Source organism: Pseudomonas sp. NY15364 (assembly GCF_048068235.1).
Classification (GTDB): domain Bacteria; phylum Pseudomonadota; class Gammaproteobacteria; order Pseudomonadales; family Pseudomonadaceae; genus Aquipseudomonas; species Aquipseudomonas mendocina_D.
In genome coordinates this window covers 44,723-69,958 of sequence record NZ_JBLUPX010000009.1, presented here as the reverse complement: position 1 = coordinate 69,958, position 25,236 = coordinate 44,723, and the positions used below count along the sequence as shown (strand labels likewise).

Sequence of the window (25,236 nt, the reverse complement as noted above, 5' to 3'; positions counted from 1 at the left end):
GATTAACCCTCCTTCTCGATGCGGGTGAGGTTGTCCCGCAGGATCGGGCCATATTCATACTTGCCAGCGCACACGTAGGTGCACAGCGCCAGATCTTCTTCGTCGAGCTCCAGGCAACCCAGTTTCTGAGCCATCTCGGTGTCGCCAACGATCAGATAGCGCAGCAGTTGAGTCGGCAGGATATCCAGCGGCATCACGGCTTCGTAGTTGCCCACCGGCACCATGGCACGCGGGCTGCCGTTGGTGGTGGTGGTGAAGTTGAACAGCTTGGCGCTGGCCAGCTTGGAGACGAACACGTTCAGTACCGAGTGTTTGTTAACCCCGGCACGCAGGTAATGCATCATCTCGCGGTCATTGCCTTCCACCAGGCAGGACACCTGGTTGTGGTAACGACCGAGGAAGGCGAAGGCACCCTGAGCGGTACGACCGCCGAACACCGAGCCGGAAATCACACGATTGAAACCTGGTTTGAGCTCACCAGCGGTGAGTTCTTCCAGGTTGGCGCCCAGGCGGGTGCGCAGCAGACGCGGCTTTTCGGCAACCGGGCCGCCGAGTGCTACCACGCGCTCGACGAACAGCTGGCCAGTGGTGAACAGCTTGCCCACCGCGATCACGTCCTGGTAACCGATCTGCCAGACGCTCTTGCCGATGCTGACCGGGTCGAGGAAGTGGATGTGAGTCCCCGGCAGACCTGCCGGATGTGGGCCAGCAAAGGCTTCGCTCTGTACCTTGGCCAGTTTCTCGCCAGGCAGATTGGCGCCGTCGGCCTTGCACAGGAAGATCTTGGCCAGGTTACCGAGAACCTTGAGGCCATTTTCGAAATCAGCGGCATATTCACCGATGATCACAGCAGGATCGGCGGCGAGCGGATGCGTGTCGACTGCGGTCACGAAGATCGAACTCGGTACGGCATCGAGCGCCGGCACCTTGCTGAACGGACGCGTACGCAGAGCGGTCCAAAGGCCAGACTGCTGCAGGTTTTCGCGAACCTGCTCGTCAGTCAGCGAATCCAGCTGGTCGGCAGCATATTGAGCGAAGGTCTCCTGCTCGTCGCCATCAATGTCGATGACCACGGATTGCAGGACACGCTTCTCACCACGATGGATGGCGCTGATCACGCCACCAGCGGGAGCGGTATAGCGCACGCCGGGTGTCTTCTTGTCGGTAAACAGCAATTGACCGAGCTTAACCCGGTCACCGACCTGCACTTCCATCGTCGGCTTCATCCCGTGATAGTCGAAGCCGATGACAGCGACACTGCGTACGGGCCTGGCGGCCTCGATACGCTGTGCCGGCGCACCCGTTATGGGCAAATCAAGCCCATGCTTTAGTTTGATCATAGGTTTGCCTAACCACTGATTTAGAAAGCTTTTTATAGGACAGGCGGCGCTACCGAAGGTCTAATAGACCCGACCACGCCAATACGATATGGGCGTGGAGGAAGGCGCCAAACCTGGGTAAAAAATCCGCTTGATTATAAAGACGCCCCCCGGCACTGACCACCCAAGCGCTTGCTTTTTTTGGCCTTTCGGTAACAGGGCGCAACAAACTCGATACTGCTCGAGATCAACTCGACAACTTCGCCAGGGCAGATTTCAGGCATAAAAAAACGGGAGCCGAAGCTCCCGTTTTTTGACCCTGACGCTTAACGCGGGAAGGCTGGCGGATTGACCCCGGCCATGTCTTCCATCACGCGCACCACCTGGCAGCTGTAACCGAACTCGTTGTCGTACCAGACGTACAGTACAACGCGGTTATCGTTGGCGATGGTGGCTTCGGCATCCACTACACCGGCGTGACGCGAGCCGACGAAGTCGGTCGATACCACTTCCTGCGAGCTGACGAAGTCGATCTGCTTCTGCAGATCCGAGTGCATGGCCATCTGGCGCAGGTACTCGTTGATTTCTTCGCGCGTGGTGGCCTTCTCCAGGTTCAGATTGAGAATGGCCATGGACACGTTCGGCGTCGGCACACGAATGGCATTGCCGGTCAGCTTGCCCTTGAGCACAGGCAGCGCCTTGGCAGCAGCGGTAGCCGCGCCGGTTTCGGTGATGACCATGTTCAGCGCGGCGCTGCGACCACGACGACTGCCTTTATGGAAGTTGTCGATCAGGTTCTGGTCGTTGGTGTACGAGTGAACGGTCTCGACGTGACCATTGACGATGCCGTACTGATCATTGACCGCCTTGAGCACCGGCACGATGGCGTTGGTGGTGCAGGACGCAGCGGAGATGATCTTGTCCTCAGCGGTGATTTCGCTGTGGTTGATGCCGTGCACGATATTCTTCAGCGCGCCCTTGCCAGGCGCGGTGAGCACGACGCGATCGACGCCAGGGCAAGCCAGGTGCTGACCCAGACCCTCGGCATCACGCCACACACCAGTGTTATCCACCAGCAGCGCGTTCTTGATGCCGTACTGGGTGTAGTCGACTTCCTTCGGATCCTTGGCGTAGATCACCTGGATCAGGTTGCCGTTGGCCGTCAGGGTGTTGTTCTCTTCATCGATGGTGATGGTGCCGTTGAACTTGCCGTGCACCGAGTCACGACGCAGCAGGCTGGCACGCTTGACCAGATCGTTACTGGCACCCTTGCGCACGACGATGGCGCGCAGACGCAGGCCATCACCACCACCGGTCTTCTCGATAAGGATGCGCGCCAGCAGGCGGCCGATACGACCGAAGCCATACAGCACAACGTCGGTACCTTCACGACCAGCGCCGTTCTGCTTGCCGACCACATCGGCCAGCTCGTCCTTGACGAACTGCTCGACGCCGCGACCAGCGCCTTCGGCCTTGAACTTGGCAACCAGCTTGCCCAGATCAACCGAGGCAGCGCCCAGCTTGAGCTCGCTCATGGCCTTGAGCATGGGGAAGGTGTCGTGCACCGACAGCTCGGCTTCTTCAGCCAGGCGGTGACGGGCAAAACGGTGAGCCTTGAGGATGTCGATGACCGAACGATTGATCAGGCCACGGCCGTAGATCGAGGTCACCACATTGTTGTTGCGATAGAGCTGACCAATCAGCGGAATCATCGCTTCCGCGAGGGCTTCACGATCGATCCATTCACCGAGACACTGGTCGGGCTTCTGAGTCACGGGCAGTACCTTCCACATGTAGGGGCTGAAAAAAGGGGCTACATTATGACGGTGCGCGCGAGCATGAGCAATGCGCGCCTGTCGCGACTGACATTGACCAGCAAGCCCCGCTACAATTCCCGGCCTTTCGTCACGACCGTGAGCCGCCCGTGTCCGTACTGCGTCTTCCGTCTCTACCGGCCAGCGCCGGCAAACAACAGTGGGGCAACCTGCCCGGGGCCGCCCTGTCCCTGACCATCGCAGAAGCGGCCAGCGACGCTGGACGCTTCACCCTGGTGCTCACCGAAGGCAGCCAGAGCGCCGAGCGGCTACAGGAAGAGCTGGCGTTCTTCGCCCCCGACCTGCCAGTGCTGCACTTCCCCGACTGGGAAACCCTGCCCTACGATGTGTTTTCGCCGCACCAGGACATCATTTCGCAGCGTATCGCAGCGCTCTATCGTCTACCGCAGCTGAGCCGCGGCATCCTCGTAGTGCCGATCACCACAGCCCTACACCGCCTCGCACCGAAGCGCTTCCTGCTGGGCAGCAGCCTGGTGCTGGATGTCGGCCAGAAACTCGATGTGGAGCAGACGCGCACGCGCCTGGAGGCCGCCGGCTACCGCTGCGTAGATACGGTGTACGAGCACGGTGAATTCGCCGTGCGCGGCGCGCTGATCGACCTCTTCCCGATGGGCAGCGACACGCCCTACCGTATCGACCTGTTCGACGACGAAATCGAAACCCTACGCACCTTCGACCCCGAAACCCAGCGCTCGGTGGACAAGGTCGAGTCGATCCGCCTGCTGCCAGCGCGTGAGTTTCCGCTGGAAAAGAAAGCCGTCACCGATTTCCGCGGGCGCTTTCGCGAGCGCTTCGACGTGGATTTCCGTCGCTGCCCGATCTATCAGGACCTTTCCACCGGCATCACCCCAGCAGGCATCGAGTACTACCTGCCGCTGTTCTTCGAAGAGACGGACACCCTGTTCGACTACCTGCCGGGCGACACCCAGGTATTTTCCCTGCCCGGTATCGAAAAAGCCGCCGAGCAATTTTGGACAGATGCGCGTAGCCGCTATGAGGATCGCCGAGTTGATCCAGAGCGGCCATTGCTACCGCCTGCCGACATCTTCCTGCCGGTGGAGGACTGTTTCGCCCGCCTGAAGAGCTGGCCGCGGGTGGTGGTCAATCAGGACGATATCGAGCCTGGCGTCGGCCAGACCCGCTTCGACGCCCGCGCCCTGCCCGACCTGGCGATCCAGGCCAAGGCCGGCGAGCCGCTGGCAGCGCTGCGCCGCTTTATCGAAGAATATCCAGGCCGTGTGCTGTTCTGCGCCGAATCGGCCGGGCGCCGCGAAGTGCTGCTGGAGCTGCTGGCTCGCCTCAAGCTCAAGCCCAAGGAAGTCGAGGGTTGGCCAGCCTTCGTTGCCAGCAGCGAGCGCCTGAACATCTGCATCGCACCATTGGACGAAGGGCTGCTGCTCGACGACCTGGCGCTGATCGCCGAGAGCCCGCTGTTCGGCCAGCGCGTCATGCAGCGCCGGCGCCGCGAGAAAGGCCGCGAAGGCGGCGACAACGTGATCAAGAACCTCACCGAGCTGCGCGAGGGCGCACCGGTGGTGCATATCGATCACGGCGTCGGCCGCTACCTGGGCCTGGTGACCATGGAGTTCGATGGCCAGGCCGCCGAATTCCTCGCCCTGCAGTACGCCGACGAAGCCAAACTCTACGTGCCGGTGGCCAGCCTGCACCTGATTGCCCGCTACACCGGCAGCGACGATGCTCTTGCGCCGCTGCACCGCCTCGGCTCGGAAGCCTGGCAGAAGGCCAAGCGCAAGGCAGCCGAGCAGGTGCGTGATGTTGCCGCCGAGCTGCTCGATATCTACGCCCGCCGCGCCGCCCGCGAAGGCTTCGCCTTCCAGGACCCGGCGCTGGATTACGCCACCTTCAGCGCCGGCTTCCCCTTCGAGGAAACCCCGGACCAGCAGGCCGCCATCGACGCCGTGCGCAGCGACATGCTGGCCGGCAAGCCGATGGATCGCCTGGTTTGCGGCGACGTCGGCTTCGGCAAGACCGAAGTGGCCATGCGCGCCGCCTTCATCGCCGTACACAGCGGCAAGCAGGTCGCCGTGCTGGTGCCCACCACCCTGCTCGCCCAGCAGCACTACAACAGCTTCCGCGACCGCTTCGCCGATTGGCCGGTGAAGGTCGAGGTGATGAGCCGCTTCAAGAGCGTCAAGGAAGTCGGCGACGCCGTGCAGCAACTGGCCGAAGGCAAGGTGGATATCGTCATCGGCACGCACAAGCTGCTGCAGGATGACGTCAAGTTCCAAAACCTCGGCTTGGCCATCATCGACGAGGAACACCGCTTCGGCGTGCGCCAGAAGGAGCAGCTCAAGGCCCTGCGCAGCGAGGTGGATATTCTCACCCTGACCGCCACGCCCATCCCGCGCACCCTGAACATGGCCGTGGCCGGCATGCGCGACCTGTCGATCATCGCCACCCCGCCGGCGCGGCGCCTGTCGGTGCGCACCTTCGTCATGGAAGCCAACAAGCCGACCATCAAGGAAGCGCTGCTGCGCGAACTGCTGCGCGGTGGCCAGGTGTACTACCTGCACAACGACGTGAAGACCATCGAGAAATGCGCCGCTGACCTCGCCGAACTGGTCCCCGAGGCACGTATCGGCATCGGCCATGGGCAGATGCGCGAACGCGATCTCGAACAGGTGATGAGCGACTTCTACCACAAGCGCTTCAACGTACTGGTGGCCTCGACCATCATCGAGACTGGCATCGACGTGCCCAGCGCCAACACCATCATCATCGACCGCGCCGACAAGTTCGGTCTGGCCCAGCTGCACCAGCTGCGTGGCCGTGTCGGCCGTAGCCACCACCAAGCCTACGCCTACCTGCTCACCCCGCCGCGCAAGCAGATGACCACAGACGCTGAGAAACGCCTGGAGGCCATCGCCAACGCCCAAGATCTCGGCGCGGGCTTCGTCCTGGCCACCCACGACCTGGAAATCCGCGGCGCCGGCGAACTGCTCGGTGACGGCCAGAGCGGACAGATTCAGGCCGTCGGCTTCACCTTGTACATGGAAATGCTCGAACGCGCGGTCAAGGCCATCCAGAAAGGCGAGCAGCCGAACCTCGACCAGCCGCTGGGCGGCGGCCCGGAGATCAACCTGCGCGTACCGGCGCTGATCCCCGAAGACTACCTGCCCGACGTGCACGCCCGCCTGATTCTCTACAAGCGCATCGCCAACGCCAGCGACGAGGATGGCCTGAAGGAGCTGCAGGTTGAGATGATCGACCGCTTCGGCCTGTTGCCGGAGCCAACCAAAAATCTGATGCGCCTGACCCTGCTCAAGCTGCAGGCAGAGAAGCTGGGTATTACCAAGGTCGACGCCGGACCACAGGGCGGCCGCATCGAATTCGCAGCAGAGACCTGCGTCGACCCGCTGACGCTGATCAAGCTGATCCAGACCCAACCGAAACGCTACAAGTTCGAAGGCGCCACCGTCTTCAAGATCCAGGTGCCCATGGAGCGCGCGGAAGAGCGCTTCAATACCCTGGAAGCCCTGCTCGAGCGCCTCGCGCCCACCACCTGAAGGACTCCTACATGCGCCCATTGCACCTGATCGCCCTGCTGCTCTGCCTGCTCGCCCCGAGCGCTTTCGCCGAACGTCTGTATCAGGTGGAACTGCTGGTATTCCGCCAGGCCGGTGACGCGGTGATCGCGCCGAAGATCGCCCCCGACGATTGGGCCGGCACCGCCCTGCCAATCGCCGGCAGCGAGCGCCCCACAAGCCTCGACAGCGAAGCAGCCAAGCTCAACTCGGGTAATGGCTATGAGGTTCTGCTGCACAAGGCCTGGAGTCAGACACTGAGCACCTCGCCCAGCCGCGTAGCCGTCAACAGCGGCGATGCGCACCTCGGCCACTACCCGGTCGAAGGCACCCTCGCCTTCACCCAGGATCGCTTCGCCGATCTGGACCTGGAACTGTGGATCAACCGCTTCAGTGCCGACGGCCTGCTGGAAAGCAGCGAACACATGAAAGTCGCCCAACGCCTGAAAGACAACAGCCTGACCTACCTCGATCACGGCAGCCTCGGCGCCCTGGTGCGCATCAGCCCGCTGTAAGCGGGCCGCTTACGCCTCTCCGCCTCAGTCAATCAGCTGCGCCGCTCTGAGCGCAGCCACCGCCGCAGACCAACGCGGCGCCTGACGATAATCGGTGCACGCGTGGCCGCGCCCACGCATGCGCTGCAGTCGCTCGGCCGGGGTGACCTGCAAGCGCTGCAATGCGCTGAGCGCCAGTTCCGCCGAGCCCCGATCATTGCACACCAGGCCCATGTCACAGCCAGCAGCGAGCGCCGCCTCGATACGCTTGCCGGCATCGCCGACCACGTGCGCACCGGCCATGGACAGGTCGTCACTGAAGATCACGCCGTCGAAGCCCAGCTCGCCGCGCAGGATGTCCTGCAGCCAGCGACGAGAGAAACCCGCCGGCTGCTCATCGACCTGCGGATAGATGACATGCGCCGGCATCACCGCATCGAGCTCGCCAGCCAGACGCTTGAACGGCTGCATGTCACAGGCGCGAATCTCATCGAGGCTGCGCTCGTCGACCGGAATGGCCACGTGAGAGTCCGCCTCGGCCCAGCCATGCCCGGGGAAATGCTTGCCGGTCGCTGCCATACCCGCCTGGTGCATGCCGCGGATGAACGCAGCAGCCAGCGTGGTTGCCCGCTGCGGGTCGCCCTCGAAGGCGCGACTGCCGACCACCGGACTGCGCTGATGGTCGAGATCGAGGACCGGAGCGAAGCTGAGATCCAGCCCAACGGCCAGCACCTCGGTCGCCATCAGCCAGCCGCAATGCTCGGCAAGCACTTCGGCATTGTCGTTGTCGGCGATCGCGCGCATCGCCGGCAGACGCAGAAAGCCCTGGCGCAGACGCTGCACCCGGCCGCCCTCCTGGTCCACGGCCAGCAGCAGGTCCGGGCGCACGGCACGAATGCTCTGGCACAACTCGCGCACCTGACGCGGCGATTCGATGTTGCGGGCGAAAATGATCAAGCCGCCCACCTCGGGCTGGCGCAGCATCTGGCGATCCTCGGCGGTCAGCCAGGTGCCGGCGATGTCCATCATCAAAGAGCCTTGCATAAACCTATTCCTTACGTGAAATCTTGGCCTGTGCCCCACTGCGGGCAGGGTGCTTCGTCGATACGCACCCTGCAGTGCGGCGGCACGCGATCAAAAAGCGCCAGCATGTCGGCGTTGCGCAAACGGATGCAGCCATGGGACAACGGCTCGCCCATGGGTTCCGTGTCCGGGGTGCCGTGAAGATAGATGTAGCGACGGAAGGTATCGACCTCGCCCAGGCGATTGCGCCCCGACTCGAGACCGCTCAACCAGAGAATGCGGGTAAGGATCCAGTCACGGCCGGGAAATTGCTCGTGCAGTTGCGGCGACCATACCTCACCTGTCCAGCGACGCCCGCGCAACACGGCCGCCAGAGGCAGACCGGCGCCGATCTTCGCGCGCACTTGATGCAGCCCGCGCGGCGTGCAACCCGAGCCATTACGCTCACCTGCGCCGTTGCGTGCGGTGGATACAGGAAAACACGCTAGCAGCCGCCCAGCACTGAAGCCGTAAAGCGCCTGATCAGCAATGGAGATGTGGAGTAAATCAAGATCGGACATGGGCCGCTAGCTTAGCCGAAGGACGAAGCCAAGCCCACCTGCCGCCCGGTCAAACCTTGGGGGCAGCGCTTGGCGTCTTGGTCCGGGGCTTGAGTTGTGCGCCGGCTAACGCAGGATCGTTGACCCCGGTTTCCGAACGCATACCGGCGGCGAGGAATGGCACCATCATCCGCATCACCTGCTCGATCGAGGTGTTGACGCCGAAATCGGTCTCGGCCATCGCGCGCAAGGCCTTGATACCAGACATGCTGAACGCCGCAGCACCGAGCATGAAGTGCACACGCCAGAACAGCTCCAGTGGTGGAATACGCGGCGCAGCCTCATGTACCAACAGCATGTAACGACGGAAAACTTTGCCGTAAACCTCTTCCAGGTATTTGCGCAGGTGACCCTGGCTCTGGCTGAAGGCCAAACCGAGCAGGCGCATGAAGATGGAAAGATCGTTGCCGCTGCGCGGCTTGACGGCCAGAGCCTGTTCGACCAGAAGCTCGAGCAACTCCTCCAGGGAAACCTGGGTGTCAGACTTGGCCTGACGGCGATCGAGTTCTTTTTCCAGGCTGGCACAGAAAGGCCCAAGGAAGCGCGAGAAGACCGCTTGAATCAGCGCCTTCTTCGAACCGAAGTGATAATTGACGGCAGCCAGGTTGACCCCAGCCTTGCTGGTGATCAGCCGCAATGAAGTTTCAGCGAAGCCTTTTTCCGCGAACAGCTGTTCCGCAGCATCGAGAATGCGTTCAACGGTTTCCGACTGAGCCATGACCTACCACCTGACAAACACTTGTTTGAAACATACGTTTCATCCGACTGAATTGTCAAGCCGCATGAGCCGTCTTTTGGCCGGCCGGTCACAGCTTACAACAAGCAGAGACGCAGATTACTCAGCATGGGTAACAAGCCGGACGACAGGCATCTGCAAAATGGGCGTTGCCAAGAGCGGCTTACTGTATATAATCCCAGTCACTGTATAAAAAGACAGAGCCCAGCCATGCTGAAACTGACGCCACGCCAAGCCGAGATTCTCGCCTTCATCAAACGGTGCCTGGAAGACAACGGCTACCCACCCACCCGCGCGGAAATCGCTCAGGAACTGGGGTTCAAATCACCCAACGCAGCAGAAGAGCACCTCAAGGCCCTTGCGCGCAAGGGGGCTATCGAAATGACCCCAGGCGCTTCGCGCGGCATTCGCATTCCTGGCTTCGAGGCAGGCGCTGCGAACGAAGACGCAGGCCTTCCAGTTATTGGCCGCGTTGCTGCCGGCGCACCGATCCTCGCTCAGCAACATGTCGAGGAATCCTGCCAGATCAACCCTGCGTTCTTTCAGCCCAAAGCCGACTATCTGCTGCGTGTGCGCGGCATGAGCATGAAGGATATCGGCATTTTCGATGGCGATCTGCTCGCCGTGCACACCACCCGTGAAGCCCGTAACGGCCAGATCGTCGTCGCCCGTATCGACGATGAAGTGACGGTCAAACGCTTCAAGCGCGAGGGCAATAAGGTCTGGCTGATTGCCGAGAACCCCGAGTTCGCCCCGATCGAAGTGGACCTGGAAAACCAGGATCTGGTCATCGAAGGTTTGAGCGTCGGTGTAATCCGCCGCTGAGGAGACACCATGTACGTGCAGCAGTCGTTCGAGCGCCCACAACTTCCCCTTTTCGACGCGTTTCTTGGCCGAACGCCAAATGAGCCACTGGTCGCAGCCCATGACATCTCTCGCAGTGAGGATGCTCAGGCGTTTAGCGAACTGGCTCTACGTGGCGCCGCTGGGCACTGCCTGCACTTGCTGGCGCCGATTCTGCGAGAGCTGAGCCAGAATCAGGACGCACGCTGGCTGACTCTGGTGGCACCACCGGCCAGCCTCACGCAAAGCTGGCTGCGCGATGCAGGGCTGAACCGTGAACGAATCCTGCTGCTGCATCCGCGACAAGGGCAGAATGCCCTGGAATTGGCCGAAGAAGCACTCAAGCTGGGTCGCAGCCATACCGTGATCAGTTGGTTGCATCCGGTCGAGAGCAGCACTCGTCAGCGCCTTGCACAGGCCGCCAACACAGGTGGCGCGCAGAGCCTGAACATCAGCCTGGGTTAGCTGACCACGACTTCGCTTGCGGAAATGAAAACGGGGCTCCAATGGAGCCCCGTTTTTCGTTGAGACGCAGTAACTCAGTGGAGAACGCGCGAGCCTTCTTCTTCACCACTGAAATCACCCTCAGCCATTCGGCCAGCCATCTGCACACCAACATTGAGCATGGCCTTGGCCACCTCGATGTGTTGCCCCTGCAGGAAAGCCTTGGCATCAGCGGAGAAATCCAGGGTCACCAACGCCTCTTCATCCTCTGCGCGACGCAGGGCAATGCGCCCATCGGGCAGTTCGACGATTTCCAGGAAGGATGTAGGCATGGCTCAGTCTCTGTGCAAAAACACGACATTGTAACAGCCAGCCGGGATCGTCCCCAGCCCACTGGTCCAGTTAAACCCAATCAGCACTCGCTCAGGCCTTCGCGGAAACGCAGCACCAGAGCCTTGAGCTGCTGACGCCAGGCATCGATATCATCGATGCCCAGCTCGGCCGGCTCTTCGCCGACGCTGACAGCGGTGATCAACGGCATGGACGGATCGACCTTGGCCTTGCGCTCCTCACGTGGCGGCTGGAACAGCGCAGCATAGGCCGCCAGCAACTCGGCCAGCCAGGTTTCGCGCTGCTGCGCCAATTCGACCAACTCGGCCAGCTCAGGGCTGGGTGAACCGTCGAGCACCGCCTGCTGCACGAAGGCCTCGACACGCGAAGGCGCTGCGTTGTTCATGCGGTAGTAACCGGCGATCTCATGACACACCCCAAGAAGCCCACCGTACAGGTGAAACAGCGCAGCTTCACGCTCGGCCTGCACCAGCGCCTGCACGTTGAACGCGCTGGAAGCCTCGGCCTTGCGCCAGTTATCCAGGGCGATACCGGCGAAGAAGATCTTCTGATTGGTGCGGGTATAGATTTCTTTGGCCATTGCGGCGACCTCCACAGCAGATCGGGTCATGATACGCGCGTCTAACCAAGGCAGACGCGCTTCTCGTCAGAGCGCAGAGATCAGCGCTTGTCCTCGACCTTCCACTTACCGCCATCGAAGAACGCACGCCAGCCAGTCGGCTTGCCATCGACCTCGGACTGCACGTACTGCTCCTTGGTCTTGCGGCTGTAGCGAATCACTGCTGGGCGGCCATCCGGGTCCTTTTGTGGAGCATCGCAAAGGAAGTGGTACTTGGGATCGATCTCATGCTTGTGCGGAACGATTTCCAGCACCAGGGGTGCACGCGTCTCACGATTCTTGGGGAACTGGCTGGCTGCGAGGAACAGACCCGATGCACCGTCACGCAGCACGTAGGTGTCATCCACCTTCTCGCACTTGAGCTCGGGCATCTCCACCTTGTCCATCTTCGGCGGCGCCGCTTCGCCGTTCTTGAGCAGCTTGCGGGTGTTCTTGCAGCTGGCATTGGTGCAACCGAAGAACTTGCCGAAACGGCCCGTCTTGAGCTGCATCTGGCTGCCGCACTTGTCGCACTCCAGACTTGGCCCTTCATAACCCTTGATGCGGTACTGACCCTGCTCGATCTCGTAACCCGTGCAATCCGGGTTGTTGCCACAGATGTGCAGCTTGCGGGTTTCATCCAGCAGATAGGCATCCATGGCCGTGGAGCAGATCGGGCAACGATGCTTGCCAAGCAGTACGCGGGACTCGGACTCACCCTCGTCGTCGGCAGCAATCTCGTCGCCCGGCACCAGGTTGATGGTGGCCTTGCAGCGTTCCTTCGGCGGCAGCGCATAGCCGGAGCAACCAAGGAACACGCCGGTGGAGGCAGTGCGGATCATCATCGGCCGGCCGCACTCGCGGCAGGGGATGTCGGTCAGCGTCGGCTGGTTGGCACGCATGCCGCCCTCACCCGCCTCGGCCACTTCGAGCTTCTTCTTGAAATCACCGTAGAACTCGTCGAGCAGATGCTTCCACTCGCGCTCACCCTGGGCCACATCGTCGAGATGCTCTTCCATGGTGGCGGTAAAGCTGTAATCCATCAGGTTGGCGAAGCTCTCGTCGAGACGCTCGGTGACGATGTCGCCCATCTTCTCGGCATAGAAACGACGGTTGTGCACCGTGACGTAGCCGCGATCCTGGATGGTGGAAATGATCGCTGCATAGGTGGACGGACGGCCGATACCGCGTTTTTCCAGCTCCTTGACCAGGCTCGCTTCGGAATAACGCGCCGGCGGCTTGGTGAAGTGCTGGCTGGGGTCGAGCTGAATCAGCTTGAGGCTCTCGCCTTCCTTCATTTCCGGCAGGACGTCGTCCTCGCCCGGCTTGCTCTGCTGCGGCAGCACGCGGGTGTAACCGTCGAACTTGAGGATGCGGCCCTTGGCGCGCAGCTCGAAGTTGCCGGCAGCCACGGTGACGCTGGTGGACAGGTACTCGGCCGGCGGCATCTGGCAGGCTACGAACTGACGCCAGATCAGGTCATACAGGCGCTCGGCATCACGCTCCATGCCGGAGAGCTGGGTCGGACGCAAGTTGACGTCAGAGGGACGAATCGCTTCGTGCGCTTCCTGGGCACCTTCCTTGCTCGAATACAGATTAGGCTTACCCGGCAGGTACTTGTCGCCGTACTCGCTGCCAATGAAGCCACGAACCATCTCTACGGCGTCGTTCGACAGGTTGGTCGAGTCGGTACGCATATAGGTGATGTAACCCGCCTCGTAGAGACGCTGAGCCATCATCATGGTCTTCTTCACGCCGAAGCCCAGACGGTTGCTCGCAGCCTGCTGCAGGGTCGACGTGATGAAAGGCGCCGACGGCTTGCTGCTAGTCGGACGATCTTCGCGCTTGACCACGCTGTAGCTGGAAGCCTTGAGCTTCTCCAGCGCCACCATGGCCTGCGCTTCGTTGACCGGTTTGAAGGCCGAACCGTCTTCGCGAACGACTTCGAAGCGCACCTTGGCGTTCTTCGCAGTGCCGAGATCAGCGTGCACTTCCCAGTATTCTTCCGGGACGAAGGCACGAATTTCTTTTTCACGCTCAACGACCAGCTTCACCGCCACCGACTGCACGCGACCGGCAGACAGGCCACGGGCGATCTTGGCCCACAGCAGCGGCGAGACCATGTAGCCCACCACACGATCAAGGAAACGGCGTGCCTGCTGGGCGTTAACGCGGTTGATGTCCAGCTCACCGGGCTTGGAGAAGGCATCCTGAATCGCCTTCTTGGTGATCTCGTTGAACACCACGCGCTTATAGCGACTGTCATCACCACCGATGGACTCGCGCAGGTGCCAGGCGATGGCCTCCCCTTCGCGATCCAAGTCGGTTGCGAGATAGATGGTGTCAGCATCCTTGGCCAGGCGGCGCAGCTCTTCGACCACCTTTTCCTTGCCGGGTAGGATCTCGTACTTGGCCTTCCAGCCGTGCTCGGGGTCGACACCCATGCGCGCGAACAGCTGGCGCTTGGCCTTTTCCTTGGGCGACAGCGCAGGCGCTTCACCGGCGGCAGCCTTGCCACGCTTGGCAGGCTCCTTGGTGGCGCTTGCCGAGCCGCTGGTAGGCAGGTCACGGATGTGGCCGATGCTCGACTTCACCACGTACTGGCTGCCCAGGTACTTGTTGATGGTCTTGGCCTTGGCCGGGGATTCCACGATGACCAGCGATTTGCCCATGGATCAGAAAATTCCTGAATTGCGAAATATAGAAGGCTGGGAGCCATATGAGCCTGCTCACGAGCTCGTGAGCTAGAGTGATACAAACCGGTGGCGGCCCCGCAAAAACAAGCGAGGAAGCGGAGTTTACGAGTGGTAAAATTGCATTACTCGTTTCACTCGCCCTTCGGGCCGTCCTCCGGACGTTCAGTGACAAGTCACTGTCCGAGCTTGTTTTTAACGCAGTAGCGCCGACGCGCAACAGATCGTGAACAGGTTCTAAGGCCCCGCTATATATAGTGGCGACCAAGCGAAGGTCAAGCGCAGGGGTTGCACAGTCAGGCTTGTGAAGCGCCGATAGGGCTGACTTCGGCCTGAACCAAAGCAAAGCGTGGAACGCGCTTGCCGTCCACCTCGATCTCTTCACAGAACATGCTCAGCGGCCGCACCCACAGGCCGAACTCGCCGTACAGGGCCTGGTAAACCACAACCTCTTCCTCGTTCTCGGAATGGCGCGCCACCCCGAATACGCGGTACTGCGGGCCTTTGTAGTGGCGATAGAGTCCTGGCTGCAACTGCATGAGCGGTTCCCGAAATAAAAAGCCGTAAAAAGCAAAACCGGGGCACTAGGCCCCGGTTTCTGTCCGCTGGCGCTTAAACGCGCTCGAAGACGGTGGTGATGCCTTGGCCAAGGCCCACACACATGGTGGAGACACCAAAGGTGCCGCCGTTCTGTTTCATGACGTTGAGCAGGGTACCGGAGATACGGGCACCGGAACAACCGAAGGGGTGACCCAGGGCGATCGCGCCGCCGTGCAGGTTGACCTTCTCTTCCATCTTGTCGAGCAGCTTCAGATCCTTCAGCACAGGCAGGGCCTGGGCTGCGAAGGCTTCGTTGAGTTCGACGAAGTCGATGTCAGCCATGCTCAGGCCAGCGCGCTTGAGCGCCTTCTGCGTGGACGGCACCGGACCGTAGCCCATGATCGCCGGATCGACACCGGCAACGGCCATGGCACGAACCACGGCCATCGGCTGGATGCCCAGGTCCTGGGCGCGCTGGGCGCTCATGACGATCATGCAGGAAGCGCCGTCGGTGATCTGCGAGGAAGTCCCTGCAGTCACGGTGCCGCCTTTCGGGTTGAACGCAGGCTTCAGCGCAGCCAGGCTTTCAAGGGTGGTTTCCGGACGAATGGTTTCGTCGAAATCGAACATCTTCAGGAAACCATTCTCGTCGTAGCCTTGCATCGGGATGATTTCATCCTTGAACTTGCCTTCGACGGTGGCCTTGTGCGCCAGACGGTGCGAACGCTCACCGAAGGCGTCCTGCTGCTCACGGCTGATGCCATGCATCTTGCCCAGCATTTCAGCGGTCAGACCCATCATGCCGGACGCTTTGGCGGCGTACAGCGACAGGTGCGGGTTCGGGTCGACGCCATGCATCATGCCGACGTGGCCCATGTGCTCCACACCGCCGACGACGAATACATCGCCGTTACCAGTCTGGATCGCCTGCACGGCAGTGTGCAGTGCGCTCATGGACGAACCGCACAGGCGGCTGACGGTCTGGCCGGCGCTGGTGTGCGGGATCTGGGTCATCAGCGACGCCATGCGCGCGATGTTCCAACCCTGCTCCAGGGTCTGGTTGACGCAGCCCCAGATCACGTCCTCGACTTCAGCCGGATCGACCTTGGCATTACGCTCCAGCAGCTTGCTGATCAGGTGCGCGGACATGGTCTCGGCGCGGGTATTGCGGTGCATGCCGCCCTTGGAACGACCCATCGGGGTACGACCGAAGTCGACGATCACTGCATCTCTAGGATTCAGGCTCATATTTCTACTCTCGCTCTGTTCGCTGCACGATTAACCGAAGAACTTCTGGCCCTTGGCGGCCATTTCGCGAAGTTTTGCGGTCGGGTGGTACAGGGCGCCCAGCTCGGCATACTTGTCAGCCAGGGCGACGAATTCAGCAACACCGATGGAGTCGATGTAGCGCAGCGCACCGCCACGGAAGGGAGGGAAGCCGATACCGTAGATCAGGCCCATGTCGGCCTCGGCTGCGGTGTCGACGATGCCGTCTTCCAGGCAACGAACGGTTTCCATGCACAGCGGAATCATCATGAAATTGATGATGTCCTCGTCGGTGACTTCACGCTCTTCGACCACGATGGACTTGAGCAGCTCGTAAGCAGCCGGGTCAGTGACCTTCTTCGGCTTGCCGCGCTTGTCGGTCTCGTAGGCGTAGAAACCCTTGCCGTTCTTCTGACCCAGGCGATTGGCGTCATACATCACGTCGACGGCAGTCTTGCCTTCCACGGCCATACGGTCCGGGAAGCCTTCAGCCATCACGTCACGGCCATGGTGACCGGTGTCGATACCGACCACGTCGGAGAGATATGCCGGGCCCATGGGCCAGCCGAACTTCTCCATCACCTTGTCGATACGCACGAAGTCGACACCGAAGCCCAGCAGCTTGGAGAAGCCGCCGAAGTACGGGAACAGTACACGGTTGACCAGGAAGCCCGGGCAGTCGTTGACCACGATCGGGTTCTTGCCCATTTTCTTGGCGTAGGCAACGGTGGTGGCAACGGCCACTTCGCTGGACTTCTCGCCACGGATGACTTCCACCAGCGGCATCATGTGCACCGGGTTGAAGAAGTGCATGCCGACGAAGTTTTCCGGACGCTTGAGCGCCTGGGCCAACAGGCTGATGGAGATGGTCGAGGTGTTGGAGGCCAGGATGGCGTCTTCACGCACCACGCCTTCCACTTCTGCCAGCACGATCTGCTTGACCTTGGGGTTCTCGACCACGGCTTCGACGACGATGTCGACGTTACCGAAATCACCGTAGGACATGGTCGGGCGGATGGCGTTGAGGGCCTCAGCCATCTTCGCAGGGGTCATGCGGCCCTTCTCGACGCGCTTGCCGAGCAGCTTGGAAGCCTCGTTCAAGCCCATCTGGATACCCTCTTCACGGATATCCTTCATCAGGATCGGCGTACCTTTGGAAGCCGACTGGTAGGCGATACCACCACCCATGATGCCGGCGCCGAGTACGGCAGCCAGTTTCACGTCGCGGGCGATTTCGTCGTGGTGCTTGGCTTTCTTTTTCAGCTCCTGATCATTCAGGAACAGGCCGATCAGGCTCTCGGCAACCGAGGTCTTGGCCAGTTTGACGAAGCCGGCAGCTTCAACTTCCAGCGCCTTGTCACGGCCGAAGTTGGCGGCTTTCTGAATGGTCTTGATCGCCTCGACCGGAGCCGGGTAGTTCGGGCCGGCCTGGCCAGCGACGAAGCCCTTGGCGGTCTCGAAGCACATCATCTGCTCGATGGCGTTGAGCTTGAGCTTTTCCAGCTTGGGCTGGCGCTTGGCCTTGTAGTCCAGCTCGCCGGAGATGGCGCGCTTGACCAGATCCAGAGCGGCGGCCTGCAACTTGTCTGCACTGACCACAGCATCGACGGCGCCCACTTTCAGGGCGTCTTCGGCGCGGTTTTCCTTGCCCGATGCAATCCACTCGACGGCGTTGTCGGTACCGATCACGCGCGGCAGACGCACGGTGCCGCCGAAGCCTGGGTAGATGCCCAGTTTGACTTCTGGCAGGCCGATCTTGGCGCTATCGCTCATGACACGGTAGTCACCGGCCAGGCACATCTCGAAACCGCCACCCAGGGCGATGCCGTTGATGGCGACGACGGTCGGCACGGCGAGGTCTTCGAAATCACTGAAGATCTTGTTGGCTTCCAGGTTGCCAGCCACCAGTTCTTCGTCGGGCAGTTTGAAGTTGTCGACGAATTCGGTGATATCGGCGCCGACGATGAACACGTCTTTGCCACTGGTGACAATCACGCCCTTGATCGAACCGTCAGCCTTGATCGCGTCGACGGAGGCGCGCAGCTCATTGAGGGTAAGACGGTTGAATTTGTTGACGGACTCACCCTTGAGGTCGAACTTCAATTCGACGATGCCACTCTCAAGAGCCTTAACCGTGATGGCTTTACCTTCGTAAATCATCAACTGATCTCCACGGTATGGAAGCTGAACAGTACACATCGGAGCCAACCGGCAGGCTAGCCTGCGGCAGCGCCGCACGAGCATAGCCCCAATCGGTACGACACACCCACCGACGCGATATTCGGGCTGTAATGGCGCGCCTAACAAGGCAAACGCTCAATTCATACGCCCGTTTGATTTGGGTGTGCACACCTTCAGGGAAAACCCTGCGCTTGTCAATTGGCCTCTTTTCGTCGATTTCCCGACGATTTCTGCAGGCCTGGTCATTCGTGGCCTCCAGCCGATTTCGATAAACAGCGTCAATAACGCACTATTGCGAGCGTTTTACTGCTTGATACGGGCACTCCCGGATGCCTAGCCAAATCGCTACGCTCCGGGTACAGTCGTCTCACTTTCAGCTGGCACAGCGCCACCTGAAGGCAATACAAAAACAAATCGAGCCCCACGATGGGCCACATGGAGTCACCAATGTCGAGCCGCCGTTCGCTTGCATTCCCCCTGAGCGCCCTGCTCGTTTTTCTCTTTACGCTGCTCTCCCCGCCCCTGCTCAGCGCCGCACCGGCCGATGATCTGCTGCGCTTGCACCAGTTACGCCTGGCAACGCAAAAAAGCCTGGGTGACTTCTACATGTACAACGGCATGGAAGGCGATCAACGCTACGCGCGGATGATTGGCGAATCCCTGCAGGCAGGCCAATCGCACCTGGACGGCATGGGCGAAATGCCCGGGGATGCGAGCAAGGCGCTGCGCGCGCAGCTGCAAACCAATTGGCAAAGTTACCGCAGCGGGCTCCAGACACTGATGGACGCCATGCGCAGCCAGGGCTTCACTGACCTGCAACCCGTCGCCGATCTGGCAGAGAACAACCAACGCATCATGGCCATTAGTCAGGAGCTGTATCAGAAGATTCAGCAAGAAAGCGGTTTCAGCGTACCGCAGCTGACGCAGAAGAGCCGTGAGCAAAGCCTGCTGATGCAGAATATCGCGCTGGACTATGCTTCACGCAGTGCCTCGGTCGGCGCCAGCTTCTTCGGCGGCGGCGAAGAACGCGCCATCGATGAGCTGGCAGGCGAATTCGCCAGCAAGTTGGACAATCTCAGCACCGCCCAGCAGAACACTCCGGAGATCAGTGCAGCGCTGAACTCCATCGGCACCAAATGGCGTTACATCGAGAAATCCCTGCGCAACTACAACGAAAACACCGTACCTTTCCTGATCAGCAAGTATTCCGACAGCATCATCGAAGGCCTGGAAGGTGTTGCGGCCCAATACGCTGCCTCCCAGCATTGATGCCCCAGATTTCCGGCCTGCCTGGCCCAACCATTGCCCGGTGCTCGCACCGGGCTTTTCTTTGCCTTATTTAACGACCAGTCGCCCTGCCCCACACAATGGGGCCATACTTGATGCAGAGCCATTTGCCCCCTTGAGGAGAACTCACCATGCCCTACCAGCACATTCTGGTCGCCGTCGACCTGACCGAGGAATGCGACCCTGTAGTGGTACGCGCGCAGAAACTGGCGCAGGCCAGTGGCGCCAAGATGTCCCTGGTGCATATCGTCGAACCGATGGCCATGGCCTTTGGTGGTGACGTGCCGATGGACCTGTCGATGCTGCAGCAACAGCAGTTCGAGCAGGCCCGCGAGCGCCTGGACAGCTTCACCGGCAAGTATCCCGAACTGACCGCGGACCAGCGCCACCTGGCTTATGGCCAACCGCGCCAGGAAATTCACCGCCTGGCCGAAGAACAGGGTTGCGATCTGATCGTTGTTGGCAGCCATGGCCGCCACGGACTGGCGTTGCTGCTGGGTTCCACCGCTAATGACGTGCTGCATGGCGCGCCCTGCGACGTGCTCGCAGTGCGCCTGAAGAAAGGCGAAAAAGGCGCTTAAGTGTAGGGTGCGCCATGCGCACCAGATGCAGCACTGACGGCATCGAGACCTTTGCAACTGTGGTGCGCGCAGCGCACCCTACGAAGGCCGCAGTTGTCTACTCGAACGACTCGCCCGCGCTCATGACCAGCGGGCGGATCTTCTGCAGCTGGGTTTCCAGCGACACCGTCATGCTCGATGACATCGAGAAGAAGGTAAGGAAGGCCTTGAGGTTGGAGTCGCCTTCGCAGGTGTCGTGAATACGCTGCCAGAAGGCCTGGTTGACCAGTTTCAGTTGCTGGAACAGGCGCACCAGCCCCTTCAGCTCCCAATCGGCCAGACGCCCCTCGCGCATATTGAAGTACTGCCGCGACAGGTACAGCGATACCGCACGCAGGATGAATTCCTGATTGTTGGCAAACGGCAGATGGTGCTGCGCCATCGGCTTCAGGCGCGCCAGCACTGGGCAGGCGCTGGTGGCCATGATCACGCCGAGCAACGCACGCAGGCCCTCTTCCAAGCCGACATGCTTGGTGTACTCACGCTCCGGCGTGCGTACCCAGACGCTGGCTTTTTTAAATGCCGGCAGGCCACGAAAATCCTCGATCACCCGATGCAGATCGACCGCTGCCGGACAATGGCTGAACTGGTCGCGACTCAGTGGGCAATTGCTGCACTGCTGATGCCCAAGGCGCGTCCAGGCGGGAGCCTGTTGCGCCTGAATGGGGTCATACTCGCGATTCAGCTCGATCCGATAGCTGAACTGATGATTGTCGTCGAGAGTAATGCGGTACTCGATGGCCATTGCCCGTTCGTTCCTTCGTCAGCCTTCCAGCTCTGCCCAGCGCTCGAGCAACGCGTCCATTTCTTTCTGCAAGCGCTCGAGACGCGCCAATACTTCCGTGGTGATCTGCACCGGCTGCTGATAGAAGGCAGGATCGGATACCTGCTCCTGTACCGCGGCCATTTCCTGCTCCAGGGCATCGATCTGCCCGGGAATCGCTTCCAGCTCGCGCTGCAGCTTGTAGCTTAGTTTCTTCTTCGCAGGCTCTGCGCTCTCCTGAACGGGAGTCACTGCGGCCGGAGCCGGCGCTTCGACGATGGCCGTGGCCAGCTCGGCCTTGCCGGATTTACTTTCCCCCACGCCGAGCAAACGCGGCGAGCCGCCCTGGCGCAGCCAGTCCTGATAGCCACCGACGTACTCGCGCACCTTGCCTTCACCCTCGAATACCAGGGTGCTGGTCACGACGTTATCGAGGAAGGCACGGTCGTGGCTGACCATCAGCACAGTGCCGGGGAAGTTGAGCAGCACTTCTTCGAGCAGTTCCAGGGTTTCTACATCCAGATCGTTGGTCGGTTCGTCCAGCACCAAGAGGTTGGCCGGCTTGCTGAACAACTTGGCGAGCAACAGTCGTGCCCGTTCGCCACCCGATAGCGCCTTGACGGGGGTACGGGCCCGTTGCGGGCTGAACAGGAAGTCGCCCAGGTAGCTCAGCACATGGCGGTTCTGGCCATCGATAGTGATGAAGTCACGACCCTCGGCGACGTTGTCGATCACCGTCTTTTCCGGTTCGAGCTGGTGACGTAATTGGTCGAAATACGCCACTTCCAGTTTGGTGCCGACCTCGATGCTACCGCTGGACGGCTGCAGATCACCGAGCAGCAGCTTGAGCAGAGTGGTCTTACCGGTACCGTTGGCACCAAGCAGGCCGATACGGTCACCGCGCTGCAGGACCATGGAGAAATCCTTGACCAGGAAGGGACCGCCGGCGTGAGCGAAGCTGACGTTCTCCGCCACCATCACCTGCTTGCCGGACTTGTCCGCCGTATCGAGCTGGATATTCGCCTTGCCCTGGCGTTCGCGGCGCTCGCTACGTTCCGCACGCATCGCCTTGAGCGCGCGCACGCGCCCCTCGTTACGGGTACGGCGGGCCTTGATGCCCTGGCGAATCCACACTTCCTCCTGGGCCAGGCGCTTGTCGAACAGCGCGTTGGCGGTTTCCTCGGCAGCCAGTTGCTGCTCCTTGTGTACCAGGAAGCTGGCGTAGTCGCCATTCCAGTCGATCAGGCCACCACGATCCAGCTCGAGGATGCGCGTAGCCAGGTTCTGCAGGAAGGAACGGTCGTGGGTGATGAACAGCACGGCGCCGCCAAAGTCTTTCAGCGCCTCTTCCAACCAGGCGATGGCGCCGATGTCCAGGTGGTTGGTCGGCTCGTCGAGCAGCAGCAGATCCGGCTCGGACACCAGCGCCTGCGCCAGCAGCACGCGACGGCGCCAGCCGCCGGAGAGCTCGGCCAGGGTCTTGTCCGCCGGCAGTTGCAGGCGGCTCAGGGTGCTGTCGACCAGTTGCTGCAGGCGCCAGCCGTCTTTGGCTTCCAGCTCCTGCTGCACGTGCATCAGTTGCTCGAGGTCGTCATCGCCCTGGATGTTCTGCGCCAGGTGGTGATAACGCGCCAGCAGCTCGCCAACACCGGCCAGGCCTTCGGCGACCACATCGAACACCGTGCGCTCGTCGGCGCGCGGCAGTTCCTGCGGCAGCTCGCCAATCTTCAGCCCCGGTGCACGCCAGATCTCGCCGTCATCCGGCATCTGGTCGCCCTTGACCAGGCGCAGCATGCTCGATTTGCCAGTGCCATTACGGCCGATGATGCACACCCGCTCACCCCGCGCGATCTGCCAGGACACTCCATCGAGCAGGGGCATGGCGCCATAGGCGAGGGATACGTCGGCAAACTTGAGCAGGGTCATGGGCATCTCCAGAAACAGGCGGCGCATTCTACCCGAGTTACAGATTGGCTGTGGCCGTTTCCACCCCAGCAGCGGGCACCTCGGCAAAGCACTCGCAATAGCACTGCGCCATGCATTTTTTCTGCATGTGTCCATCTGGCGCGACGGCATTCACCGCGCCCCGCTGAAGCGCTAAGCTAAGGGCATGCAACGATATGGAACCTGTTGCCCCCACTATCTGCTTGCCCCCTGGAAATGCCATGCGCGGTCGCCTTCTTTCTGTAGTTTCCTGCCTGATTTTCACCACCACGGCTGGCCTGGCCAGTGCCGAAGCCGCCAACCTGGCGCAGCAACGCCAGTACTACGATGAAGCCAAGCGCGCCCTGGCCAAGGGCGACAGCGGCCCCTATCGCCAGTACGCCAGCGCCCTGCGCGACTACCCGCTGACGCCATATCTGGCCTATGACGAGCTGACCAACCGTCTGCGATCAGCGAGCAGTGCGGAAATAGAAAAGTTTCTTGCCGAACATGGTGACCTGCCTCAGGCCAGCTGGATGAAACTGCGCTGGCTGCGCGCGCTGGCCGAGCGTGGCGACTGGAAGCCCTTCCTCGATCACTACGATGCCAAGCTCAACTTCACTGAACTGGATTGCCTGTATGGCCAGTACCAGCTCAGCCACGGCCTGACTGCCGAAGGCAACGCTACCGCCGAGAAGCTCTGGCTGGTGGGCAAATCCCAGCCCAACGCCTGTGATCCCCTGTTCGAACGCTGGGCCGCCAATGGCCAGCTCACCGAACAGCGCCGCTGGCAGCGCACCAAACTGGCGGTGGAAAGCGGCAACTACGGCTTGGCCAACTTCCTGATCAAGGGCATGCCAACGCTTGGCGAGCGCGGCAAGCTGATGGTCGAAGTGGCGCAGAAGCCGCAACTGCTGAAGAACACCGCACGCTTCGCCCCCGCCGATGACGCCATGAGCGATGTGGTCGGCCTCGGCCTGCGCCGCCTGGCCCGGCAGAACCCCGAAGACGCTCTGGCCCTGCTCGACGGCTATGCCCAGCGAATGAAGTTCTCCTCGGATGAACAGGTCGCCATTGCCCGCCAGATCGGTCTGCGCCTGGCGCAACGCTTCGACCTGCGCGGCCTGCAGGTGATGACCAAGTACGATCCACAGTTGCGTGACAACACTGTCAGCGAGTGGCGTGCACGCCTGCTGCTGCGCCATGGCCGTTGGGAAGAGGCCTATCAGTTGACGCAGAAGATGCCGTCCGATCTGGCCAGCAGCAACCGCTGGCGCTACTGGAATGCGCGCAGCCTGCAACTGGCGCAACCCAACAGCCAGCAACCAGCGGTGCTGTTCCAGGCCCTGGCCAAGGAGCGTGATTTCTACGGTTTCATGGCAGCGGATCAGGTCAAAGCGCCTTACGCCTTGAACAACCAGCCGCTGGCGCTCGATCCCAAGGTCGTACAGAAAGTCCGTAACACCGCCGGCATCAAGCGCGCCATGGAGTTCCACGCACGCGGCCAGATCGTCGATGGTCGCCGCGAGTGGTATCACGTCAGCCGCCTGTTCAGCCGCGATGAACTGGTGGCCCAGGCGCGCCTGGCCTACGAAATGGAGTGGTACTTCCCGGCCATCCGCACCATCAGCCAGGCCCAGTACTGGGACGACCTGGAAGTGCGCTTCCCCATGGCCCATCGCGACGAACTGGTGCGTGAAGCCAGGCGCCGTGATCTGCACTCGAGCTGGGTGTTCGCCATCACCCGCCAGGAGAGTGCCTTCATGGCCGACGCCCGCTCCCATGCCGGCGCCATGGGCCTGATGCAACTGATGCCGGGCACTGCCAAGGAAACCGCACGCAAGTTCGGCATCCCCCTGGCATCGCCGCAACAGGCGCTCAACCCGGACACCAACATCCAGCTGGGCGCTGCCTATCTGAGTCAGGTATATGGTCAGTTCAATGGCAACCGCGTACTCGCCTCGGCCGCCTACAATGCCGGGCCCGGCCGCGTACGCCAGTGGCTGCGCGGCGCCAATCACCTCAGTTATGACGTCTGGGTGGAGAACATCCCGTTCGACGAGACCCGCCAGTACGTGCAGAACGTGCTGTCCTACTCGGTGATCTACGGCCAGAAGCTCAACGCACCGCACCCGCTGGTGGCGTGGAACGAGCGCTTCTTTGAAGATCAGTAAAA

Annotated in this window: 20 protein-coding genes; 7 read left to right on the top strand and 13 right to left on the bottom strand. The window is 61.4% G+C overall.

Annotated features, from left to right (window positions below):
* Positions 1 to 2: 2 nt before the first annotated feature.
* A complete protein-coding gene (locus ACNFCJ_RS10120; protein WP_416771137.1) occupies positions 3 to 1,340 on the bottom strand; it encodes a Na(+)-translocating NADH-quinone reductase subunit A in 1,338 nt (445 codons plus the stop codon).
* A 305-nt stretch (positions 1,341 to 1,645) separates the two neighbouring features.
* The gene (locus ACNFCJ_RS10115; protein WP_416771136.1) at positions 1,646 to 3,112 is read right to left on the bottom strand and encodes a glyceraldehyde-3-phosphate dehydrogenase; all 1,467 of its coding nucleotides are present in this window, start codon (positions 3,110 to 3,112) and stop codon (positions 1,646 to 1,648) included.
* A 131-nt stretch (positions 3,113 to 3,243) separates the two neighbouring features.
* On the opposite strand from ACNFCJ_RS10115, the gene mfd reads away from it, so the two are divergent.
* Positions 3,244 to 6,681: a transcription-repair coupling factor gene (mfd, locus tag ACNFCJ_RS10110; RefSeq protein ID WP_416771135.1), complete on the top strand. Its 3,438-nt coding sequence runs from the start codon at positions 3,244 to 3,246 to the stop codon at positions 6,679 to 6,681.
* An 11-nt stretch (positions 6,682 to 6,692) separates the two neighbouring features.
* Positions 6,693 to 7,214, top strand: coding sequence for a CsiV family protein (locus ACNFCJ_RS10105; protein ID WP_416771133.1), 522 nt, complete (start codon positions 6,693 to 6,695; stop codon positions 7,212 to 7,214).
* A gap of 24 nt (positions 7,215 to 7,238) precedes the next feature.
* On the opposite strand, the gene nagZ is transcribed toward ACNFCJ_RS10105, so the two are convergent.
* The 3 genes from nagZ to ACNFCJ_RS10090 are packed head-to-tail and all read right to left on the bottom strand — an operon-like array spanning position 7,239 to position 9,533.
* Positions 7,239 to 8,237, bottom strand: a complete 999-nt coding sequence (nagZ, locus tag ACNFCJ_RS10100; RefSeq protein WP_416771132.1) for a beta-N-acetylhexosaminidase — start codon at positions 8,235 to 8,237, stop codon at positions 7,239 to 7,241.
* A gap of 11 nt (positions 8,238 to 8,248) precedes the next feature.
* Positions 8,249 to 8,776 (bottom strand): L,D-transpeptidase family protein, encoded by a 528-nt coding sequence (locus tag ACNFCJ_RS10095; RefSeq protein ID WP_416771130.1) that lies wholly within the window; start codon positions 8,774 to 8,776, stop codon positions 8,249 to 8,251.
* A gap of 49 nt (positions 8,777 to 8,825) precedes the next feature.
* Positions 8,826 to 9,533, bottom strand: a complete 708-nt coding sequence (locus tag ACNFCJ_RS10090) for a TetR/AcrR family transcriptional regulator (RefSeq protein ID WP_106734867.1) — start codon at positions 9,531 to 9,533, stop codon at positions 8,826 to 8,828.
* Positions 9,534 to 9,761: 228 nt separating this feature from the next.
* On the opposite strand from ACNFCJ_RS10090, the gene lexA reads away from it, so the two are divergent.
* Both lexA and sulA read left to right on the top strand, forming a co-directional pair.
* On the top strand, positions 9,762 to 10,376 hold the full coding sequence (gene lexA, locus ACNFCJ_RS10085; protein WP_416771128.1) for a transcriptional repressor LexA: 615 nt from the start codon (positions 9,762 to 9,764) through the stop codon (positions 10,374 to 10,376).
* Positions 10,377 to 10,385: 9 nt separating this feature from the next.
* Positions 10,386 to 10,859: an SOS-induced cell division inhibitor SulA gene (gene sulA / locus ACNFCJ_RS10080; protein ID WP_416771126.1), complete on the top strand. Its 474-nt coding sequence runs from the start codon at positions 10,386 to 10,388 to the stop codon at positions 10,857 to 10,859.
* 74 nt (positions 10,860 to 10,933) lie between these two features.
* Here the strand turns inward: sulA and ACNFCJ_RS10075 are convergent, their stop codons facing one another.
* From ACNFCJ_RS10075 to fadB, 6 genes are all read right to left on the bottom strand, one after another.
* Positions 10,934 to 11,170: a hypothetical protein gene (locus tag ACNFCJ_RS10075; RefSeq protein ID WP_003462072.1), complete on the bottom strand. Its 237-nt coding sequence runs from the start codon at positions 11,168 to 11,170 to the stop codon at positions 10,934 to 10,936.
* Positions 11,171 to 11,250: 80 nt separating this feature from the next.
* Positions 11,251 to 11,769: a DUF6586 family protein gene (locus ACNFCJ_RS10070; protein WP_416771124.1), complete on the bottom strand. Its 519-nt coding sequence runs from the start codon at positions 11,767 to 11,769 to the stop codon at positions 11,251 to 11,253.
* An 80-nt stretch (positions 11,770 to 11,849) separates the two neighbouring features.
* Positions 11,850 to 14,459: a type I DNA topoisomerase gene (topA, locus tag ACNFCJ_RS10065; protein WP_416771122.1), complete on the bottom strand. Its 2,610-nt coding sequence runs from the start codon at positions 14,457 to 14,459 to the stop codon at positions 11,850 to 11,852.
* A gap of 317 nt (positions 14,460 to 14,776) precedes the next feature.
* On the bottom strand, positions 14,777 to 15,019 hold the full coding sequence (locus ACNFCJ_RS10060; protein WP_416771121.1) for a DUF1653 domain-containing protein: 243 nt from the start codon (positions 15,017 to 15,019) through the stop codon (positions 14,777 to 14,779).
* A 73-nt stretch (positions 15,020 to 15,092) separates the two neighbouring features.
* Positions 15,093 to 16,268 (bottom strand): acetyl-CoA C-acyltransferase FadA, encoded by a 1,176-nt coding sequence (gene fadA, locus ACNFCJ_RS10055; protein WP_099526452.1) that lies wholly within the window; start codon positions 16,266 to 16,268, stop codon positions 15,093 to 15,095.
* 30 nt (positions 16,269 to 16,298) lie between these two features.
* Positions 16,299 to 18,446: a fatty acid oxidation complex subunit alpha FadB gene (gene fadB, locus ACNFCJ_RS10050; RefSeq protein ID WP_099526453.1), complete on the bottom strand. Its 2,148-nt coding sequence runs from the start codon at positions 18,444 to 18,446 to the stop codon at positions 16,299 to 16,301.
* A 468-nt stretch (positions 18,447 to 18,914) separates the two neighbouring features.
* On the opposite strand from fadB, the gene ACNFCJ_RS10045 reads away from it, so the two are divergent.
* Entirely contained in the window at positions 18,915 to 19,736 is an 822-nt protein-coding gene (locus ACNFCJ_RS10045; protein WP_279922521.1) for a hypothetical protein, read from the top strand.
* Between the two features lie 149 nt (positions 19,737 to 19,885).
* On the top strand, positions 19,886 to 20,335 hold the full coding sequence (locus ACNFCJ_RS10040) for a universal stress protein (protein WP_017361528.1): 450 nt from the start codon (positions 19,886 to 19,888) through the stop codon (positions 20,333 to 20,335).
* A 97-nt stretch (positions 20,336 to 20,432) separates the two neighbouring features.
* Here ACNFCJ_RS10040 and ACNFCJ_RS10035 read toward each other — a convergent pair whose 3' ends face one another.
* Both ACNFCJ_RS10035 and ACNFCJ_RS10030 read right to left on the bottom strand, forming a co-directional pair.
* On the bottom strand, positions 20,433 to 21,119 hold the full coding sequence (locus ACNFCJ_RS10035; protein ID WP_125835840.1) for a DUF6901 family protein: 687 nt from the start codon (positions 21,117 to 21,119) through the stop codon (positions 20,433 to 20,435).
* Between the two features lie 18 nt (positions 21,120 to 21,137).
* A complete protein-coding gene (locus ACNFCJ_RS10030; protein ID WP_416771117.1) occupies positions 21,138 to 23,063 on the bottom strand; it encodes an ATP-binding cassette domain-containing protein in 1,926 nt (641 codons plus the stop codon).
* A gap of 239 nt (positions 23,064 to 23,302) precedes the next feature.
* Between ACNFCJ_RS10030 and ACNFCJ_RS10025 the strand changes: the two genes are divergently transcribed.
* The gene (locus ACNFCJ_RS10025) at positions 23,303 to 25,234 is read left to right on the top strand and encodes a transglycosylase SLT domain-containing protein (RefSeq protein ID WP_416771115.1); all 1,932 of its coding nucleotides are present in this window, start codon (positions 23,303 to 23,305) and stop codon (positions 25,232 to 25,234) included.
* Positions 25,235 to 25,236 lie beyond the last annotated feature (2 nt).

Excerpts from the sequence above, each read along its gene's own strand:
- nagZ (WP_416771132.1), bottom strand. The coding sequence starts at position 8,237 with ATGCAAGGCTCTTTGATGATGGACATCGCCGGCACCTGGCTGACCGCC.
- sulA (WP_416771126.1), top strand. The coding sequence starts at position 10,386 with ATGTACGTGCAGCAGTCGTTCGAGCGCCCACAACTTCCCCTTTTCGAC.
- ACNFCJ_RS10120 (WP_416771137.1), bottom strand. The coding sequence starts at position 1,340 with ATGATCAAACTAAAGCATGGGCTTGATTTGCCCATAACGGGTGCGCCG.
- ACNFCJ_RS10095 (WP_416771130.1), bottom strand. The coding sequence starts at position 8,776 with ATGTCCGATCTTGATTTACTCCACATCTCCATTGCTGATCAGGCGCTT.
- ACNFCJ_RS10060 (WP_416771121.1), bottom strand. The coding sequence starts at position 15,019 with ATGCAGTTGCAGCCAGGACTCTATCGCCACTACAAAGGCCCGCAGTAC.
- ACNFCJ_RS10035 (WP_125835840.1), bottom strand. The coding sequence starts at position 21,119 with ATGGCCATCGAGTACCGCATTACTCTCGACGACAATCATCAGTTCAGC.
- ACNFCJ_RS10115 (WP_416771136.1), bottom strand. The coding sequence starts at position 3,112 with ATGTGGAAGGTACTGCCCGTGACTCAGAAGCCCGACCAGTGTCTCGGT.
- ACNFCJ_RS10045 (WP_279922521.1), top strand. The coding sequence starts at position 18,915 with ATGTCGAGCCGCCGTTCGCTTGCATTCCCCCTGAGCGCCCTGCTCGTT.
- ACNFCJ_RS10040 (WP_017361528.1), top strand. The coding sequence starts at position 19,886 with ATGCCCTACCAGCACATTCTGGTCGCCGTCGACCTGACCGAGGAATGC.
- ACNFCJ_RS10075 (WP_003462072.1), bottom strand. The coding sequence starts at position 11,170 with ATGCCTACATCCTTCCTGGAAATCGTCGAACTGCCCGATGGGCGCATT.
- topA (WP_416771122.1), bottom strand. The coding sequence starts at position 14,459 with ATGGGCAAATCGCTGGTCATCGTGGAATCCCCGGCCAAGGCCAAGACC.
- fadA (WP_099526452.1), bottom strand. The coding sequence starts at position 16,268 with ATGAGCCTGAATCCTAGAGATGCAGTGATCGTCGACTTCGGTCGTACC.
- fadB (WP_099526453.1), bottom strand. The coding sequence starts at position 18,446 with ATGATTTACGAAGGTAAAGCCATCACGGTTAAGGCTCTTGAGAGTGGC.
- ACNFCJ_RS10090 (WP_106734867.1), bottom strand. The coding sequence starts at position 9,533 with ATGGCTCAGTCGGAAACCGTTGAACGCATTCTCGATGCTGCGGAACAG.
- ACNFCJ_RS10030 (WP_416771117.1), bottom strand. The coding sequence starts at position 23,063 with ATGACCCTGCTCAAGTTTGCCGACGTATCCCTCGCCTATGGCGCCATG.
- lexA (WP_416771128.1), top strand. The coding sequence starts at position 9,762 with ATGCTGAAACTGACGCCACGCCAAGCCGAGATTCTCGCCTTCATCAAA.
- ACNFCJ_RS10025 (WP_416771115.1), top strand. The coding sequence starts at position 23,303 with ATGCGCGGTCGCCTTCTTTCTGTAGTTTCCTGCCTGATTTTCACCACC.
- ACNFCJ_RS10070 (WP_416771124.1), bottom strand. The coding sequence starts at position 11,769 with ATGGCCAAAGAAATCTATACCCGCACCAATCAGAAGATCTTCTTCGCC.
- ACNFCJ_RS10105 (WP_416771133.1), top strand. The coding sequence starts at position 6,693 with ATGCGCCCATTGCACCTGATCGCCCTGCTGCTCTGCCTGCTCGCCCCG.